The following is a 14,291-nucleotide window of genomic DNA, read 5'->3' as shown; positions in this document are numbered from 1 at the left end:
GCGGGTCAGCCGATCAGGGGGCGGACGTCCCAGAGGTGGGCGCCGGGGACGTCGCGGCCGGGGCCGACCAGGGCATCCACGGTGGCGCGGACCGGGTCGCCCGGGGTCGAGTCGGCCTGCACCAGCACCGCCGCCCGCCAGTGCCGCAGGTCCGCGACGGCCTGGCGGCGTTCCGCGTCGCCGATCGGCGGCACCTGGCCGGTCTCGGCGGCCCGGCGCAGCAGCAGCGAGGTGGGCCGGTCGGGCGCGCCCCAGTGCGCGCTCGGGTCGCCGGTAGAGCGGGGGCCGATGAAGTAGCCGCCCGGCGCGTCGAAGGCCAGCCCGGTCCGCGCCGACCAGAAGGTGGCCGGGCTGACCCCGGATCCGGTGACCGGCGGAACCGGCACCAGCGTCCGCCCCGGCGGCACGTACGCCCGCCAGCCGCCGTCGGTCACGAAGGCCGGCACCGGCATGGCCGGCACGGTGCGGATCGGCGTCGGGGTGAGCGGCAGCAGTGCGGCGGCGACCGCTCCGGCCCACGGCGCCCAGGTGCGGACCGCGCGGTGCCGGACCCGGTCCAGGGCCAGGGCCAGTAGCACCCCGAGCACCGGTACGCAGACCAGCGCGAACCGGGCCGGCACCACCAGGTCGAGCAGCGGCACCCCGGCGAGCAGCCGGTACGGCCCGGGCAGCCCGGTGTCGTGCCGGTTCACCACCACCGTGGTGCCGAGGGAGAGCAGCGCGAAGAGCAGCCCGCAGGCGGCCAGGGCCCGGACCAGGGGCCGTCGCCACAGCCGGACCACCACCAGCACCGCCAGCAGCGGCAGGAACGGCCCGAAGAACGAGTTCTCCTCGGTGGCGTTCGGGGAGAGCAGCCCGGCGTGATGGCCGTCCCCGGCGACGGTCTGCCGGGCGGCGCCGGCGTACGAGGCCAGGTCCAGCCGGTAGCCCCGGGCGTAGAACGGCATCCCGCTGTAGTGGCCGGGACCGTGGAACTGCACCCACAGCGGGTACGCCAGCAGCACCCCGGCGACCAGCGCGCCGATCCCGAGCCGGCGCGCCACCACGGGCGCCAACCGGCGCGCCCCGGCCCGGTCGGCAAGCGCGTACGCCCCGGCGAACACCCCGGCCGCGAGGGCCAGGAAGACAAGCACCTCCTCGCCGAGGAAGACCTGGTAGGTGACGGCCAGCCCGAGCAGCACCCCGTCCCGGCGGACCCGGTCGGTGGCCGGCCGGAACACCAGCCCGAGGATCACCGGGACCAGGAACTGAGCGGCCATGTGCAGGTGCGCCCCGGCCTGCGACACCAGGCCGGGGGCGAAGCCGCAGAACAGTCCGCCCACCGCCGCGGCGGCCCGGGACCGGACCAGCCGGCGGGCGAGCAGCGCGTACCAGGCGGTGGCGGTGCCCGCGAGGCAGAGCACCACGGCGACGAGGAAGGCCACCTGGGAGCCGAACAGCGCGGTGACCGGGGTGAGCGGCACGCCCAGCCCGAGCACCGAGGTGTTGGCCATCAGGTTGACCCCGTCCGGCACGTTCAGCGCGGTGCTGTGCAGCGGGTTCTGCCCGCCGGTCACCGCCCGGGCGGCCCGGGCCAGCATCCACTCGAAGAGCATCTGGTCGCCGGCCTGGTGGAACAGCCGGTCCGGCCGGCGCCACTGCCCGGCGGTGAGCAGCACGGCCAGGCCCAGATAGCCGGCGACCACGAGCGCGTCGACCGGGCGCGGCCGCCACCGGCGCCGCGGCGCGGGCTCGGGGCGGTCCGGGCCGGTCAGGCCGACTGGCTGGTCAGTGTCCGGACGTCCCACAACCACACGTCCAGCTCCTGCCGGGCGGGCCCGACCAGCTGCTCCACGGTCCGGCGCAGCGGCTCGGCGTTCTGCTCGTTCAGCGGCAGCACCACGATCGCGGCCCGCCAGTGCCGCAGCTCGTCGAGGAAGCGGCGGCGCTGCCGGTCGTCGAGTTTCGGCGTACGCCCGGTGGCCTCGACCTCGGCGAGCAGCTCGCCGATGCCGCTGGGCCGGCCACCGAAGCGGCCCGGGTCGCCGGTGACCCCGTTGCACGGGGCGAGGAAGTAGCCACCGGGGATCTTGAAGGCCAGGTCGGTGCTGGCCGCCCAGCGCATCGGGTCGGTGTTGCCCATGGCCGGCACCGGCACGGACACCAGCGTCTGGTCCGGCCCGACGTACTGCCGCCACCGGTCGGCGGTGATGAACTTCGGCACCGCCGGGCGGGTGGTGACCCGCAACGGCATCGGCGCGATGGGCAGCAGCGCGAACACCAGGCCGGCGGCGGTCAGGGTACGCACGGTGCGCCGCTCCACGACCCGCCACGCCGCCGCCCGCTCGACGGCCAGGGCCAGCAGCACCCCGAGGACCACGGTGGTGATCAGGCCGAACCGGGTCGGCACCACGGCGTCCAGCAGCGGCAGCTTGACCAGCAGTTCCCACGGGCCGGTGACCAGGTCCCGGTCCCACCAGGAGACCCGCTCGCCGAGGGAGAGCACGGCGAAGAACAGCCCGGTCGCCGCCAGCGCCCGGACGACGACCTCCCGGCGCAGCCACACCACGATGCCGACCGCGAGGAGCGACAAGCTCCAGCCGAAGAAGGCGTTCTCCTCCGAGTAGTTCGGGGCGAGGTTGACGTTGGCCCGCTCGTTGCCGCCGAGGGTGGTCGAGCCGGGGGTGAAGAACGCGGCGATGTCGTTGCCGTAGTCGCGGACCGTGTCGCTGAGCCCGTGGTAGGCCATCGGCCCGGCGAACTGCACCCAGAGCGGGTACGCCAGCAGCGCCCCGGCGAGCACCGCGCAGACCGCCAGCCCGACGCCGGCCGGCCGCCAGGCGGTGGCCCACCGCTCGCGCTGCTGCACCACCACGGCGAACAGGAACACCCCGCAGGCCAGCGCCGTGAAGAGCAGGATCTCCTCGTTGACGAACGCCTGCACCGTGACCAGCAGGGCGAGCAGCGCGCCGTCGCGCACCGGCCGGGTGGACCGGGTCAGCACCAGCACCCGCCAGACGATGAACGGCAGCAGGAACTGGCTGATGATGTTCGGATGCCAGTTGGCGTGCGACAGCATGGCCGGCGAGAACCCACAGAACCAGCCGCCCACGGCGGCGGCCAGCCGGTTGCGCACCAGGTGTCGGGAGAGCACCCGGTACCAGGCGGCGGCCGTGCCGGCGAGACCGAGCGTGACCAGGGTGACGAAGGAGACCGCCGGTCCGAACAGGAGGGTCACCGGGACCATCGGGATGCCGAGGGCCAGGATGGCGGTGTTCGCCATCAGGTTGACCCCGTCCGGATAGTTGAACTGGTCGGTGTAGAACGGGTACTCGCCGTGCAGCACGACCCGCACCGAGTGGGCCAGGAAGAACTGCACCTGTGCCGGGTCGCTGCTGTAGAGCGCGGCCACCCGGCCGGCCGGATCGGCCCAGATCCCGCTGGTCACCCAGAGCGCGGCGAGCAGGAACATCCCGTACACCGCAAGGTGCTGCCGGCGCGGCGTCCACCGCCACCGCCGCCGGGCGGCCGGCGCGGCGCCCTCCGGGTCGCCCGTGGTGACCGGGGGTTCGTCCACCATGACGGAGAGCGGTCCGCCTGAGGAGTCGGCGTCCGGCGTCGAGGCGCCACGGGTCTCGGCAGGCGTCACAGTCGGCGGAGTCTACCGGAGCCGGAAATTGGCGTACGAATCGCACGTCCCACCGTCCTCTGTGGTCATCATCCGAAAGGGTGAGGCGGGCGCGGCCGGGTGACCGGACGTCTCGTACCATGTGGGCTTCCGGACACGACCGGTGAAGACGGGATTCAGGGGGCGTACAGGGTGGTTTCAGTCCGCCGACGCGGCACGACGGCCACCGCGTTGCTGGCGCTGCTGCTGGCCGGCTGCGGCCCGGTCGCCGAGCGGCAGCCGGCGACGCTGCCGGTCGGCTACGACAGCCTGGACGGCACCCTGAAGGTCTGGCCGGCGCGGGGCAACCTGGCCCGCGACGCCGCCGCGACCGCCGGCATCACCGCCGCCGTGCGCGACTGGCGCTCGCCGATCGACGACCGGGCCCACCTCTCCTCCTCCGGCATCCTCTTCTCCGGCGAGGTCGCCGGGTCACCGCTCGCCCTGGTCGCCGCCGACGTGCCCGGCGAGGCCGCCTCCTGGCTGCTGCAACTCGACCGGGACGGGGAACGCTGGCGGGTGGCCCACGCCACCGAGTACACCGACCCCGGCTACCTGGTCTACTCCGACGTGCTGCCGGTCGCGCAGCCCACCGGCCGCCGCTACCTCACCTCCGCCCGCGTCGAGCGGCTGCTCGGCCCCGACGGCAAGGCGCTCCCCGCGGCCGACGGCATCACCGAGCCGGTCGCCGTGCCCGCCTGCCAGGCCGTGGCGGTGACCGCGACGCTGCGGGCCACCCGCTCGCTGCCGCGCGGCCGGGCCGCGGACCGCGTCCTCGACCTGGGTACGGCGACCCTGGCGCCTCGTTATCCCTTGGTGCGCGACGAGACGGGCTCAGGGAAGCGGGCGCTGACCGGGCTGGACACGTGCGTGCTCGGCGGGGAGCGGGGGCCGTTCGGGAGCGTGCCGCGGCGGATCGGGGACCGTGCGGCTCCTCGCTCGGCGCCGGAGTCGTGGCCGATGGCGAAGATCGCGGTGCGGTCGCTGGGGTCGGTGGCTCTTGGTGGTGGCGAGCCTGGTGAGCTGGAGCAGCTGACCTGGGAGAGCGCCACCGGGACGATGACTGCCGTGGTCTACCGGCCGGCTGGCGGTGGGGCGCCGGTGGTGTCGCCTGCGGATCGGTCCACGACGTTGCAGGCTTACTACCTGCCGGTGCCGGGGCAGCCGCTTGCGGTGCTGAGCTGGCGGACGCGTGATGCCTCGTTCGCCGCGCCGCCGGGGACGACGCGGCTGGTGGATCGGCCCGGCCTTGTGGTCGTGGCGCAGCCGGATCGGAAGCAGACGTTCAGCCTGGCTGGTACGGAGAAGACCTGGTACCGGTCGGTGGGCGGGCGCTGAGTCCGCTTTTCCTTGCGGTGGTGGGGTTCGGGGCAGCCCGACCCGCTCCGGGCGGTCAGGCTTGATCCCTGCGCGGGTCGGGCTGCCCCGAACCCCGCGCCGGTGCCGGTCCGTACGCGGGTTGCGGCTTCCTTCACCCGCTGGCGATCTTGGTGCCAAATGGCCCGTATAGGGGCCATTTCGTTCCAAGATCTCCCCGAGGTCTGTCTAGACGAGGCGGTGGAGGCGGATTTTCGGGGCGCTCGTTTCTCAGGTGGGCCGCGGCGTGTCGTTCAGCTCTGCGGAGGATTCAGCCAGCTTTCGAGATCGTAGGCGACCGCGCAGTACTCGTCGTTGCGGTCGTTGATGGGCTCGTACAGCTCGCCGTCGTTACCCAGCTTCATCGTCAGTTCAAGCTCGAAGCTCGCGGCCATCCCGGCGATGGAACGGCCGCCGGCGCGCTGTAGTGGGACGTCCAGTCCGTACGAGGTGCCGCTGTCGGCCAAGCTGACGTAGATTCGACAGCTTTCATCGGCCCGGAGCATGAAGCCGGTGAACCAGAAGACGTCTTTGACCGAGGGGAGAATCGGGCCGCGCTGCATGAGCTGGAAAACCGTCAACAGCTCCTGCTCGGATGCGATTCGGATCGAGGGCGCCGCGAGCCCTTCGGCGGCAAGCGTGACCAGCCGGTTGCCGTGGACATCCCGCGGTAGGGCCACGTCCCGCTTCAGCCGGTCGATGTCGTCGATGGAAATAGATCGCAGATGGGCGAGAACCGTGTCGACCTCGAATGGATTTCCGTCGTCGTGGTGCAGGGCCTCGTGCGACACCTCGAAAGCCACACCGGACCCCATTGCCAGGTCGTCGGTGAGAACGACTCGGGATCGTTTCTCGTCAACTCGGACGACTCCTCGGAGCCGGGGTCGGGGAACAGAGGCGGAACCTAGAGGAGGTAGCAGCAGCGGCAGCACAGCACCGAGGAGAAGCCGGTGTGCATGGTCCACGTCCTCCAGGTTCCTCACCACGCCGTCCTCAGCTGACTCTGACGCGATTGACCGCGTTCGGGCATTTGCTCTTGCCTTTACAGTAACCGGTGATCACTCCGATGTACGCACCGTCCGGGCTGACGTAACGACCGTCCGACGTGCGAGTGGCCATCTGGACGCCGAAGACCACTGTCTCCCGGACGCCGAGGTTGCTGTCCACCAGGAGAGCCGTGTAGTTGCTCTGCGCATTTGGGCCGTGCGCCTTCAAGGCGGCCTTGAAGGGGTCGATGGAGGTGAGATTGTGCCTGACGTTGTAGTGCCGGTAACCGAGATCAGCGTTGCCCAGGCGCAGCGGGACGTAGGTGCCGTTCCAGTCCCGACCACCCCAGACGACGCTCCACCACTTTCCGTCGTTGCCGCCGCCCGGGTCCAGGTCCGGCAGCGATCCGGCTGTGTGGTCGCCGCCGAACTCCTCGCTCGACAGCACGTCGGAGACGGACCCGTCGTCAGCTCGCACCCGGAACTTGTCCGGAAGCTTCATGTCGGGCATGGAGACAACTTCCTCTTCCGATATTCCTGCCGCCGACGAATACTCCTCGATGGAGGCCCAATGCAGCGTCTCCACTTCGGAATCTGCAGGTGCGGCAGCCGCGCCTGTGGCGGCTGAGCCCGTCATCGCCAGTGCCACCACCGTGACCCCGAACAGCGATCGCAGGCTTCGACGCTGCTGCACGGCTTTCATAAGCGGAATGCCTCCCCTTCATTGGCGACCCTTGTCACCTGATGATCACGATAGGTAAGGCAAGTTCCCACCACAGCCCCGGTTCGCATGGCCGTGCTCACAGCGCCGACTCACATCGATTCACGCCTTGGTCATATTCGACGAGCATGACCGGGCTTGAAGCGGGAACCGCGGGCTGTCGCAAGCGAGCAGGGCATGAGACGCCGAACGGGCGGCCCTGCATACAGCAGGACCGCCCGTTGGCGTAGCTGAGATCAGTTCTTCGCGGTGGCCTCGTCGGCGGCCGTCTCGACGGACTGCGCGTCCAGCCCCGAGATCCACCCGGTCACATCCCGCGCCACGTCCTGCGCAGTAAGCCCCAGGTCGGCAAGGATCTGCGCCCGAGTCCCGTGCGGGTGCCAGTCCGCCGGCACGCCGAGGTCCTTAACGGGCACCCGAACATCGGCATCCCGCATGGCCTGAGCGAGCGCGGAACCCACGCCACCCACCCGGACCCCGTCCTCGACGGTCACCACGAGCCGGTGCCCGACGGCCAGCTCGACCAGCTCGGCCGGCACCGGCCGGACCCACCGCGGGTCGACCACGGTCACGCCGTAGCCCTGCTCGGCGACCCGGGTCGCGACCTCCATGCCGAGGCCGGCGAAGGAGCCGACCGCGACGAGCAGCACGTCGGTACGCGCCGACTCGGCCAGTACGTCGACCGGGCCAACCCGGCGCACGGCCGGCAGGTCGGCGGCGACGGTGCCGGTCGGGAAGCGCAGGATGGTCGGGCCGTCGTCCACGGCGATGGCCTCGCGCAGCTCCTCGCGGAGGGTGGCCGAGTCGCGGGGCGCGGCGATGCGCAGGCCGGGCACCACGCCGAAGACCGACATGTCCCAGATGCCGTAGTGGCTGGGCCCGTCGGGGCCGGTGATGCCGGCCCGGTCCAGCACGAAGGTGACCGGCAGCTTGTGCATGGCCACGTCCAGCAGGACCTGGTCGAAGGCCCGGTTGAGGAAGGTGGCGTAGACGGCGACCACCGGGTGCAGGCCGCCCAGGGCGAGACCGGCCGCCGAGGTGGCGGCGTGCTGCTCGGCGATGCCCACGTCGTACACCCGGTTGGGGTATTTGCGGGCCAGGGTGGCGATGCCGGTGGGCTCGGCCATGGCGGCGGTGATGCCCACCACGTCGGGGCGGTCGTCGGCGATGGCGACCAGCTCGTCGGCGAAGACGTTGGTCCACTTCACCGAGGGGACGGCGAGCAGCTTGCCGGTTTCGGCGTCGAACGCGCCGGGGCCGTGCAGGCAGTCGGCCTCGTCCTCCTCGGCGGGGCGGTAGCCGTAGCCCTTGCGGGTGACCGCGTGCACTATCACCGGGCCGCCGAAGTTCTTGGCGGCGCGCAGCGCCGACTCGACCGCGGAGACGTCGTGGCCGTCGACCGGGCCGACGTACTTGATGCCGAGGTCCTCGAACATGGCCTGCGGGGCGACGGCGTCCTTGATGCCCTTCTTGACCGCGTGCAGCACCTCGTACATCGGCTTGCCGACCAGCGGGGTCGAGCCGAGGGCGTCCTTGACGGTGTCGAGCACCTTCTCGTAGCTCGGGTTGAGCCGCAGCGACGACAGGTGGTCGGCGAGGCCGCCGATGGTCGGCGAGTAGGACCGGCCGTTGTCGTTGACCACGATCACCAGCGGGTTGCCGGCGGTGGCGATGTTGTTCAGCGCCTCCCAGCACATGCCGCCGGTGAGCGCGCCGTCGCCGACCACGGCCACCACGCTGCGCTTCTCGCCGCGCAGCGCGTACGCCTTGGCGAGGCCGTCGGCGTAGGAGAGGGCGGTGGAGGCGTGCGAGTTCTCAATGAGGTCGTGCTCGCTCTCCGCCTGGCTCGGGTAGCCGGAGAGGCCACCGCGCTGGCGGAGCTTGTCGAAGCCCTCCTGCCGGCCGGTGACGATCTTGTGTACGTAGGCCTGGTGGCCGGTGTCGAACAGGAGGCGGTCGCGCGGCGAGTCGAAGACCCGGTGCATGGCCAGGGTGATCTCGACCACACCCAGGTTGGGGCCGACGTGCCCACCGGTGCGGGAGACCTTGGCGATCAGGAAGTCCCGGATCTCGGCGGCGAGGATGTCCAGCTGCTCGGCCGTCATCCGCTTCACGTCCTGCGGGCCGCGGACGGTGCCCAGCAGCCGACCGTGGTTGGCCGTGCCCTCTTCAACGCTCATGACCGAAGAGTCTATCGGCCACCCGACAGCCCGCAGCCCGGCCGTGGATCTTCCCAGGTCAGACCCCCGATCAGGGGGTGACGACCAGCCGGCGCGGCGGATCGGCCTGCGTCGCGGTGAACGGCGGGCCGGACGGGGTCCAGGAGCCCAGCACGGCCGCCCGGGACGCCCCGGTGACCGAGGGGATGGCTCCGGGCAGCCCGTGCCAGGAGAGCCAGCCCAGCAGGGCGAACGCGTACGCCTCCTTGGCCTGCGCCGGCACCCCCAGCTCGTCGGTGGTGCGCAGCCGCCAGCGCCCCTCCCCCAGCGCGGCGAGCCGGGCCCGCAGGGTGGGGTTGCGCACGCCCCCGCCGGCGGCGATGACCTCGGTCACCCCGTGCCGGTCACAGGCGTCGGCGACGGTCCTGGCGGTCAGCTCGGTGAGCGTGGCGAGCACGTCGTCGGCGGCCACCGGCTCGCCCAGGGCGGCCAGCCGGTCGTCCAGGTAGCCGCCGTGGAACAGCTCCTTGCCGGTGGACTTGGGCGGGGCAGCGGCGTAGTAGGGCTCGGCGAGCAGCAGCGCCAACAGGCCCTCGTGCACCCGGCCGGCGGCCGCCCGGGCCCCGTCCAAGTCGCACGGGCGGTCCAGGAAGCGCCGGGCCGCGGCGTCCAGCAGGGCGTTCGCCGGGCCCACGTCGTACCCGAGGACCGGCGCCCCGGGGGCGACCACGGTGAGGTTCGCGATGCCACCCAGATTGAGCGCCGCCCGCGGCGCTGTGCCGCCCGAGCCGAGCGCCGCCCGCGGCCCGCCGGCCGCGTCGAGCAGCAGCGCGTCGAAGGCCGGCACCAGCGGCGCGCCCTGGCCGCCGGCCGCCACGTCCGCCGAACGCAGGTCGTGCAACACGGGTACGCCCACCCGGGCGGCCACCCGGGCCGGCGCGCCGAGCTGGAGGGTGCCCCGCACCCGGCCCGCCTCGACCCAGTGGAAGACGGTCTGCCCGGGCGAGACCACCGCGTCGGCCACACCCCCGGCCAGCTCGACGCCGAGCGCCGCCGCCTCGGCGAAGACCTCGCCGAGGCGGTTGTCCAGCCGGCAGACCGCCTCGATGGTGGTGGCCGCCGGGGGCAGCAGCGCGCCGATCTCGGCCCGCAGGTCGTCCGGGTAGTCGAGGCTGCGGTGCCCGAGCGGGCGCAGCCGCAGCGTCTCGCCCTCCCGGGTGAACTCGGCCGCCACCGCGTCCACCCCGTCGTAGGAGGTGCCCGACATGAGCCCGACGATCTTCATCGGGCCAGGCTAGTCACTCTTCCGGTGGCCGGAACAGCCCGACCAGCTCGACATGCTGGGTCATCGGAAACAGGTCGAAGCCGCGCAGCGCGGCGAGCCGCCACCCGGCCCCGGTGAAGGTGCGCACGTCGCGGGCGAAGGCGGCCGGGTCGCAGGCCACGTACGCGACGGCGCGCGGGCCGGCGGCGACGATGTCCCGCACCACCGGGGCGCCCGCGCCGGAGCGTGGCGGGTCGAGCACCACCAGGTCGACGGGGCCGGTGACCCGGCGGCGGGCCAGCGCGGTCTCCACCCGGGCGGCGACCACCTCGACCCGGGGCAGGTCGGCCAGGTTGGCCCGGGCCGCGTCCACCCCGTCCTGGCTGGACTCGACCACGGTGACCCGGGCGTCGCCGACCCGGCCGGCGAGGGCCGCGGCGAACAGCCCGGCGCCGCCGTAGAGGTCCCAGGCGGTCTCGCCGGGGCGCGGGTCGAGCAGGTCGAGGACCGCCCCGACCAGGGTGTCCGCCGCGGCCGGGTGCACCTGCCAGAAGCCGGACGCGGGCAGCGTCCAGTCCCGGCCGGCGGCCACCTCGCGGACCTCGGCCGGGCCGCTCACCGGGGTGGGCACCCCCTCGGCGAAGGCCACCACGCTGACGTCGCCGCCGGTGGAGGCGACCGTCTCGACGGCGTCGGCCTCCGGCCAGCGGGCCCCGCTGGGCGCCAGCACCGGCAGGTCCTGAATGGCCGGGTGGGCGATCAGGCAGCGGTCGATCGGCACCACCTCGTGCGAGCGGTGCTTGAGCAGGCCGGCCCGGCCGGCGGCGTCGACCGCGTAGCGGACCCGGGAGCGCCAGCCCAGCGGCCCGCCGGGCAGCGGCTCGACCCGGACGCCGAGCGCGTCGATCTGGTCGTCGGTGAGCCCGCCCAGCCGGGTGAGCTGCTCGCGCACCACGGTGGCCTTCCAGTCGAGCTGGGCGGCCGGGGTGACGTGCTGGAGGTCGCAGCCGCCGCACCGGCCCGGCTTCGCGTACGGGCAGGGCTGCTCGACCCGGTCCGGCGACGCGGTCAGGATCTCCACGGCGTCGGCCCGGGCGAAGCCCCGGTGCAGCTCGGTCACCTCGGCCACCACCCGCTCGCCGGGCAGCGCGTGCCGGACGAAGACCACCTGGCCGTCGACCCGGGCCACGCAGTGCCCGCCCGGGGCGACCGCGTCCACGGTCAGCTCGACCCGCTCGGCCTCCTCCAGCCCGGTGCGGGCGGGCGCGGTCACGGGCGCTCCCCCGAACCGCTCTCGCCGGGCGGCGCGGAGACCACCGGCGGGACGCTGGGCGGCAGGGTGCTGCGCGGCACCACCCGGGGGCCGCGCGCCGGGCCACGGGTGAGCGTGGCGTCCAGCCGGTCCAGGTTCTTGCTGGCCGTGGAGGCGAGCTGCCAGGGCACGCTGGTGACCATCACGCCCGGCTCGAAGAGCAGCCGCCCCTTGAGCCGCAACGCGCTCTGGTTGTGCAGGAGGTTCTCCCACCAGCGGCCCACCACGTACTCCGGAATGAAGACGGTGACCACGTCGCGGGGCGACTCCCGGCGGGTGGAGGCGACGAAGTTGAGGATCGGCCGGGTGATCTCCCGGTACGGGGAGTCGATCACGGTCAGCGGCACCGGCAGCTCGCGCCGCTCCCACTCGGCCTGGAGGTCCCGGGTGTCCTTGTCGTCCACGTTCACCGTCACCGCGGTGAGCGTGTCCGGCCGGGTGGCCCGGGCGTAGGCGATGGCCCGCAGCGTGGGCTGGTGCAGCTTGCTGACCAGCACGATGGCGTGGTTGCGGGCGGGCAGCACGGCCCGCTGCTCGGTCGGCTCCAGCTCGGCGGCGATCCGGTCGTAGTGCCGGCGGATGGCCAGCATGAGCAGATAGATCACCGCCATCGCGGCGATCGCGATCCAGGCGCCGAGCAGGAACTTGGTGACCAGCACGATGACCAGCACCACGCCGGTCAGCACCATGCCGAACGCGTTGATCGCCCGGGAGCGGATCATCCGGGCGCGTGCCTCCGGGTCCCGCTCGGTGCGCAGGTGCCGGTTCCAGTGCCGGATCATGCCGGCCTGGGACAGGGTGAACGAGACGAACACCCCGACGATGTAGAGCTGGATGAGCCGGGTCACCTCGGCCTGGAAGCCGATGATCAGCACCACCGCGAAGACGGCCAGGAAGACGATGCCGTTGGAGAAGGCCAGCCGGTCGCCCCGGGTGTGCAGCTGGCGGGGCAGGTAGCGGTCCTGGGCCAGGATCGAGCCGAGCACCGGGAAGCCGTTGAAGGCGGTGTTCGCGGCCAGGAACAGGATCAGCGCCGTCATCCCGGCGACCACGTAGAGCAGCACCGAACCGTCACCGAACACGGTCTGGCCGAGCTGGGTGGTGACGGTCTTCTGCACGTACCCGTCGGGCCCGGCGACGATCTGCGTCGGGTCCTCGACGAACTGGAGGCCGGTCAGCTTGGCCAGCCAGATGATGCCGACCAGCATGCTGACCGCGATGGTGCCGAGCAGCAGCAGGGTGGTGGCCGCGTTCTTCGACTTCGGGGTCTTGAACGCCGGCACGCCGTTGGAGATCGCCTCGACGCCGGTGAGCGCGGCACAGCCCGAGGAGAAGGTACGCAGCAGCAGGAAGATCAACGCGAAGCCGGTCACGCTGTGCTCGGCGTGGATCTCCAGCCCCGCGCTGGGCGCCCGCAGGTCGTGGCCGAGGACGAAGATCCGGACCAGGCCGGTCAGCAGCATGCCGCCGATGACGATCACGAAGCCGTAGGTGGGGACGGCGAACGCGGTGCCCGACTCGCGCAGGCCGCGCAGGTTCATGGCGGTGAGCAGCACCACCGCGCTGACCGCGATGAGGACCTTGTGGGTGGCCACGAACGGCACCACCGAGCCGAGGTTCGCCACGCCGGAGGAGACCGACACCGCCACGGTGAGCACGTAGTCGACCAGCAGGGCGCTGGCCACCGCGAGCCCGGCCCGCGGCCCGAGGTTGACCGTGGCCACCTCGTAGTCGCCGCCGCCCGAGGGGTAGGCGTGCACGTTCTGCCGGTAGCTGGCCACCACGGTGAGCATCACCACGACGACCGCGAGCGCGATCCACGGAGAGAAGACGAAGGCCGACGCGCCCGCGATGGAGAGCGTCAGGAGGATCTCGTCGGGGGCATAGGCGACGCTGGAGAGCGCGTCGGAGGCGAAGACCGGCAGCGCGATGCGCTTCGGCAGGAGGGTGTGCTGGAGACGGTCGGACCGGAACGGTCGACCGACGAGGAGTCGCTTCAGCAGCGAGGTGGGTCGGGCCACAACCGCCAAGAGTACGACCACCCCGCGCCGGGCGGTGGGGGTGGCTGATCGTCTCGCGCACGCCCGCGGGGTACCGTTCGATCCCCCGCTGGCGGCGGGGACGTGGCAGGCTCGCAGACGACGAGCCAGCGGGCGGCACCGGAGGAGGAGCGGACACCGTGCATGTCGTGATCATGGGCTGCGGCCGGGTCGGGTCGACCCTGGCCCACAGCCTGGAGTCCCGGGGGCACTCGGTGGCGGTGATCGACCAGGACGCGGACGCGTTCCGCCGTCTCGGGCCGGACTTCGCCGGCATCACGGTCACCGGCGCCGGCTTCGACGGCGAGGTGCTGCGGCAGGCCGGCATCGAGCGGGCCGACGCCTTCGCCGCGGTCTCCAGCGGCGACAACTCCAACATCATCTCAGCCCGGCTGGCCCGGGAGACCTTCGGCGTGTCCCGGGTGGCCGCCCGGATCTACGACCAGCGCCGCGCCCAGGTCTACGAGCGCCTCGGCATCCCCACCGTGGCCACCGTCCGGTGGACCGCCGACCGGATGCTGCGCCACCTGGTCCCCGAGGGCAACGTGGAGATCTTCCGCGACCCGACCAGCACCGTCTCGATCATCGAGGTGCCGGTGCACAAGGACTGGATCGGCCGGTCGATGCGGCAACTGGAGGAGTCCACCGGCGCGCGGGTGGCCTACCTGATCCGGTTCGGGATCGGCACGCTGCCCACCGCCTCCACCGTGGTACAGGAGGGCGACCAGGTCTTCATGCTGGTGACCGACGACATCACCGCCGCGGTCACCTCGGTGGCGGCGGCGCCGCCCGAAGGGGGGCAGTGAGC

General features: G+C 72.7%; 10 protein-coding genes. 2 read left to right on the top strand and 8 right to left on the bottom strand.

Going from position 1 to position 14,291, the window contains the following annotated elements:
• Nucleotides 1–5 precede the first annotated feature (5 nt).
• Nucleotides 6–1,793, bottom strand: coding sequence for a DUF6311 domain-containing protein (locus tag AC0OLQ_RS09505; RefSeq protein ID WP_484531015.1), 1,788 nt, complete (start codon nt 1,791–1,793; stop codon nt 6–8).
• Nucleotides 1,751–3,559: a DUF6311 domain-containing protein gene (locus AC0OLQ_RS09500; protein WP_484531014.1), complete on the bottom strand. Its 1,809-nt coding sequence runs from the start codon at nt 3,557–3,559 to the stop codon at nt 1,751–1,753. The genes AC0OLQ_RS09505 and AC0OLQ_RS09500 overlap by 43 nt, the downstream gene beginning before the upstream one ends.
• Before the next feature lie 240 nt (nt 3,560–3,799).
• Here AC0OLQ_RS09500 and AC0OLQ_RS09495 point away from each other — a divergent pair, with 240 nt between their 5' ends.
• On the top strand, nt 3,800–4,984 hold the full coding sequence (locus AC0OLQ_RS09495) for a hypothetical protein (protein ID WP_484531013.1): 1,185 nt from the start codon (nt 3,800–3,802) through the stop codon (nt 4,982–4,984).
• Between the two features lie 272 nt (nt 4,985–5,256).
• Here AC0OLQ_RS09495 and AC0OLQ_RS09490 read toward each other — a convergent pair whose 3' ends face one another.
• The 6 genes from AC0OLQ_RS09490 to AC0OLQ_RS09465 all read right to left on the bottom strand — a co-directional run bounded on the left by AC0OLQ_RS09490 (nt 5,257) and on the right by AC0OLQ_RS09465 (nt 13,465).
• A complete protein-coding gene (locus tag AC0OLQ_RS09490; RefSeq protein ID WP_484531012.1) occupies nt 5,257–5,805 on the bottom strand; it encodes a hypothetical protein in 549 nt (182 codons plus the stop codon).
• Between the two features lie 190 nt (nt 5,806–5,995).
• Complete coding sequence (locus tag AC0OLQ_RS09485; protein WP_484531011.1) at nt 5,996–6,691, bottom strand: hypothetical protein; 696 nt, start codon at nt 6,689–6,691, stop codon at nt 5,996–5,998.
• A gap of 254 nt (nt 6,692–6,945) precedes the next feature.
• Nucleotides 6,946–8,889 carry a 1-deoxy-D-xylulose-5-phosphate synthase gene (dxs, locus tag AC0OLQ_RS09480; protein ID WP_484531010.1) on the bottom strand — a complete coding sequence of 648 codons (1,944 nt, stop codon included), beginning with the start codon at nt 8,887–8,889 and terminating at the stop codon, nt 6,946–6,948.
• A gap of 70 nt (nt 8,890–8,959) precedes the next feature.
• Nucleotides 8,960–10,153, bottom strand: a complete 1,194-nt coding sequence (locus tag AC0OLQ_RS09475; protein ID WP_484531009.1) for an anhydro-N-acetylmuramic acid kinase — start codon at nt 10,151–10,153, stop codon at nt 8,960–8,962.
• 13 nt (nt 10,154–10,166) lie between these two features.
• Nucleotides 10,167–11,405 carry a class I SAM-dependent RNA methyltransferase gene (locus AC0OLQ_RS09470; protein ID WP_484531008.1) on the bottom strand — a complete coding sequence of 413 codons (1,239 nt, stop codon included), beginning with the start codon at nt 11,403–11,405 and terminating at the stop codon, nt 10,167–10,169.
• Nucleotides 11,402–13,465, bottom strand: a complete 2,064-nt coding sequence (locus AC0OLQ_RS09465) for an APC family permease (protein WP_484531007.1) — start codon at nt 13,463–13,465, stop codon at nt 11,402–11,404. The genes AC0OLQ_RS09470 and AC0OLQ_RS09465 overlap by 4 nt, the downstream gene beginning before the upstream one ends.
• Nucleotides 13,466–13,623: 158 nt before the next feature.
• Between AC0OLQ_RS09465 and AC0OLQ_RS09460 the strand changes: the two genes are divergently transcribed.
• Complete coding sequence (locus tag AC0OLQ_RS09460; protein WP_484531006.1) at nt 13,624–14,289, top strand: potassium channel family protein; 666 nt, start codon at nt 13,624–13,626, stop codon at nt 14,287–14,289.
• Nucleotides 14,290–14,291: the final 2 nt, after the last annotated feature.

Source organism: Micromonospora sp. Utrum1, assembly GCF_057197805.1.
Note: the sequence above shows the minus strand (reverse complement) of the source record. Positions and strands in the feature narration are given on the sequence as shown.

What these genes read in the sequence shown, in the direction of transcription:
- AC0OLQ_RS09500 (WP_484531014.1), bottom strand. Translation starts at nt 3,559, where the DNA reads ATGGTGGACGAACCCCCGGTCACCACGGGCGACCCGGAGGGCGCCGCG.
- AC0OLQ_RS09485 (WP_484531011.1), bottom strand. Translation starts at nt 6,691, where the DNA reads ATGAAAGCCGTGCAGCAGCGTCGAAGCCTGCGATCGCTGTTCGGGGTC.
- dxs (WP_484531010.1), bottom strand. Translation starts at nt 8,889, where the DNA reads ATGAGCGTTGAAGAGGGCACGGCCAACCACGGTCGGCTGCTGGGCACC.
- AC0OLQ_RS09475 (WP_484531009.1), bottom strand. Translation starts at nt 10,153, where the DNA reads ATGAAGATCGTCGGGCTCATGTCGGGCACCTCCTACGACGGGGTGGAC.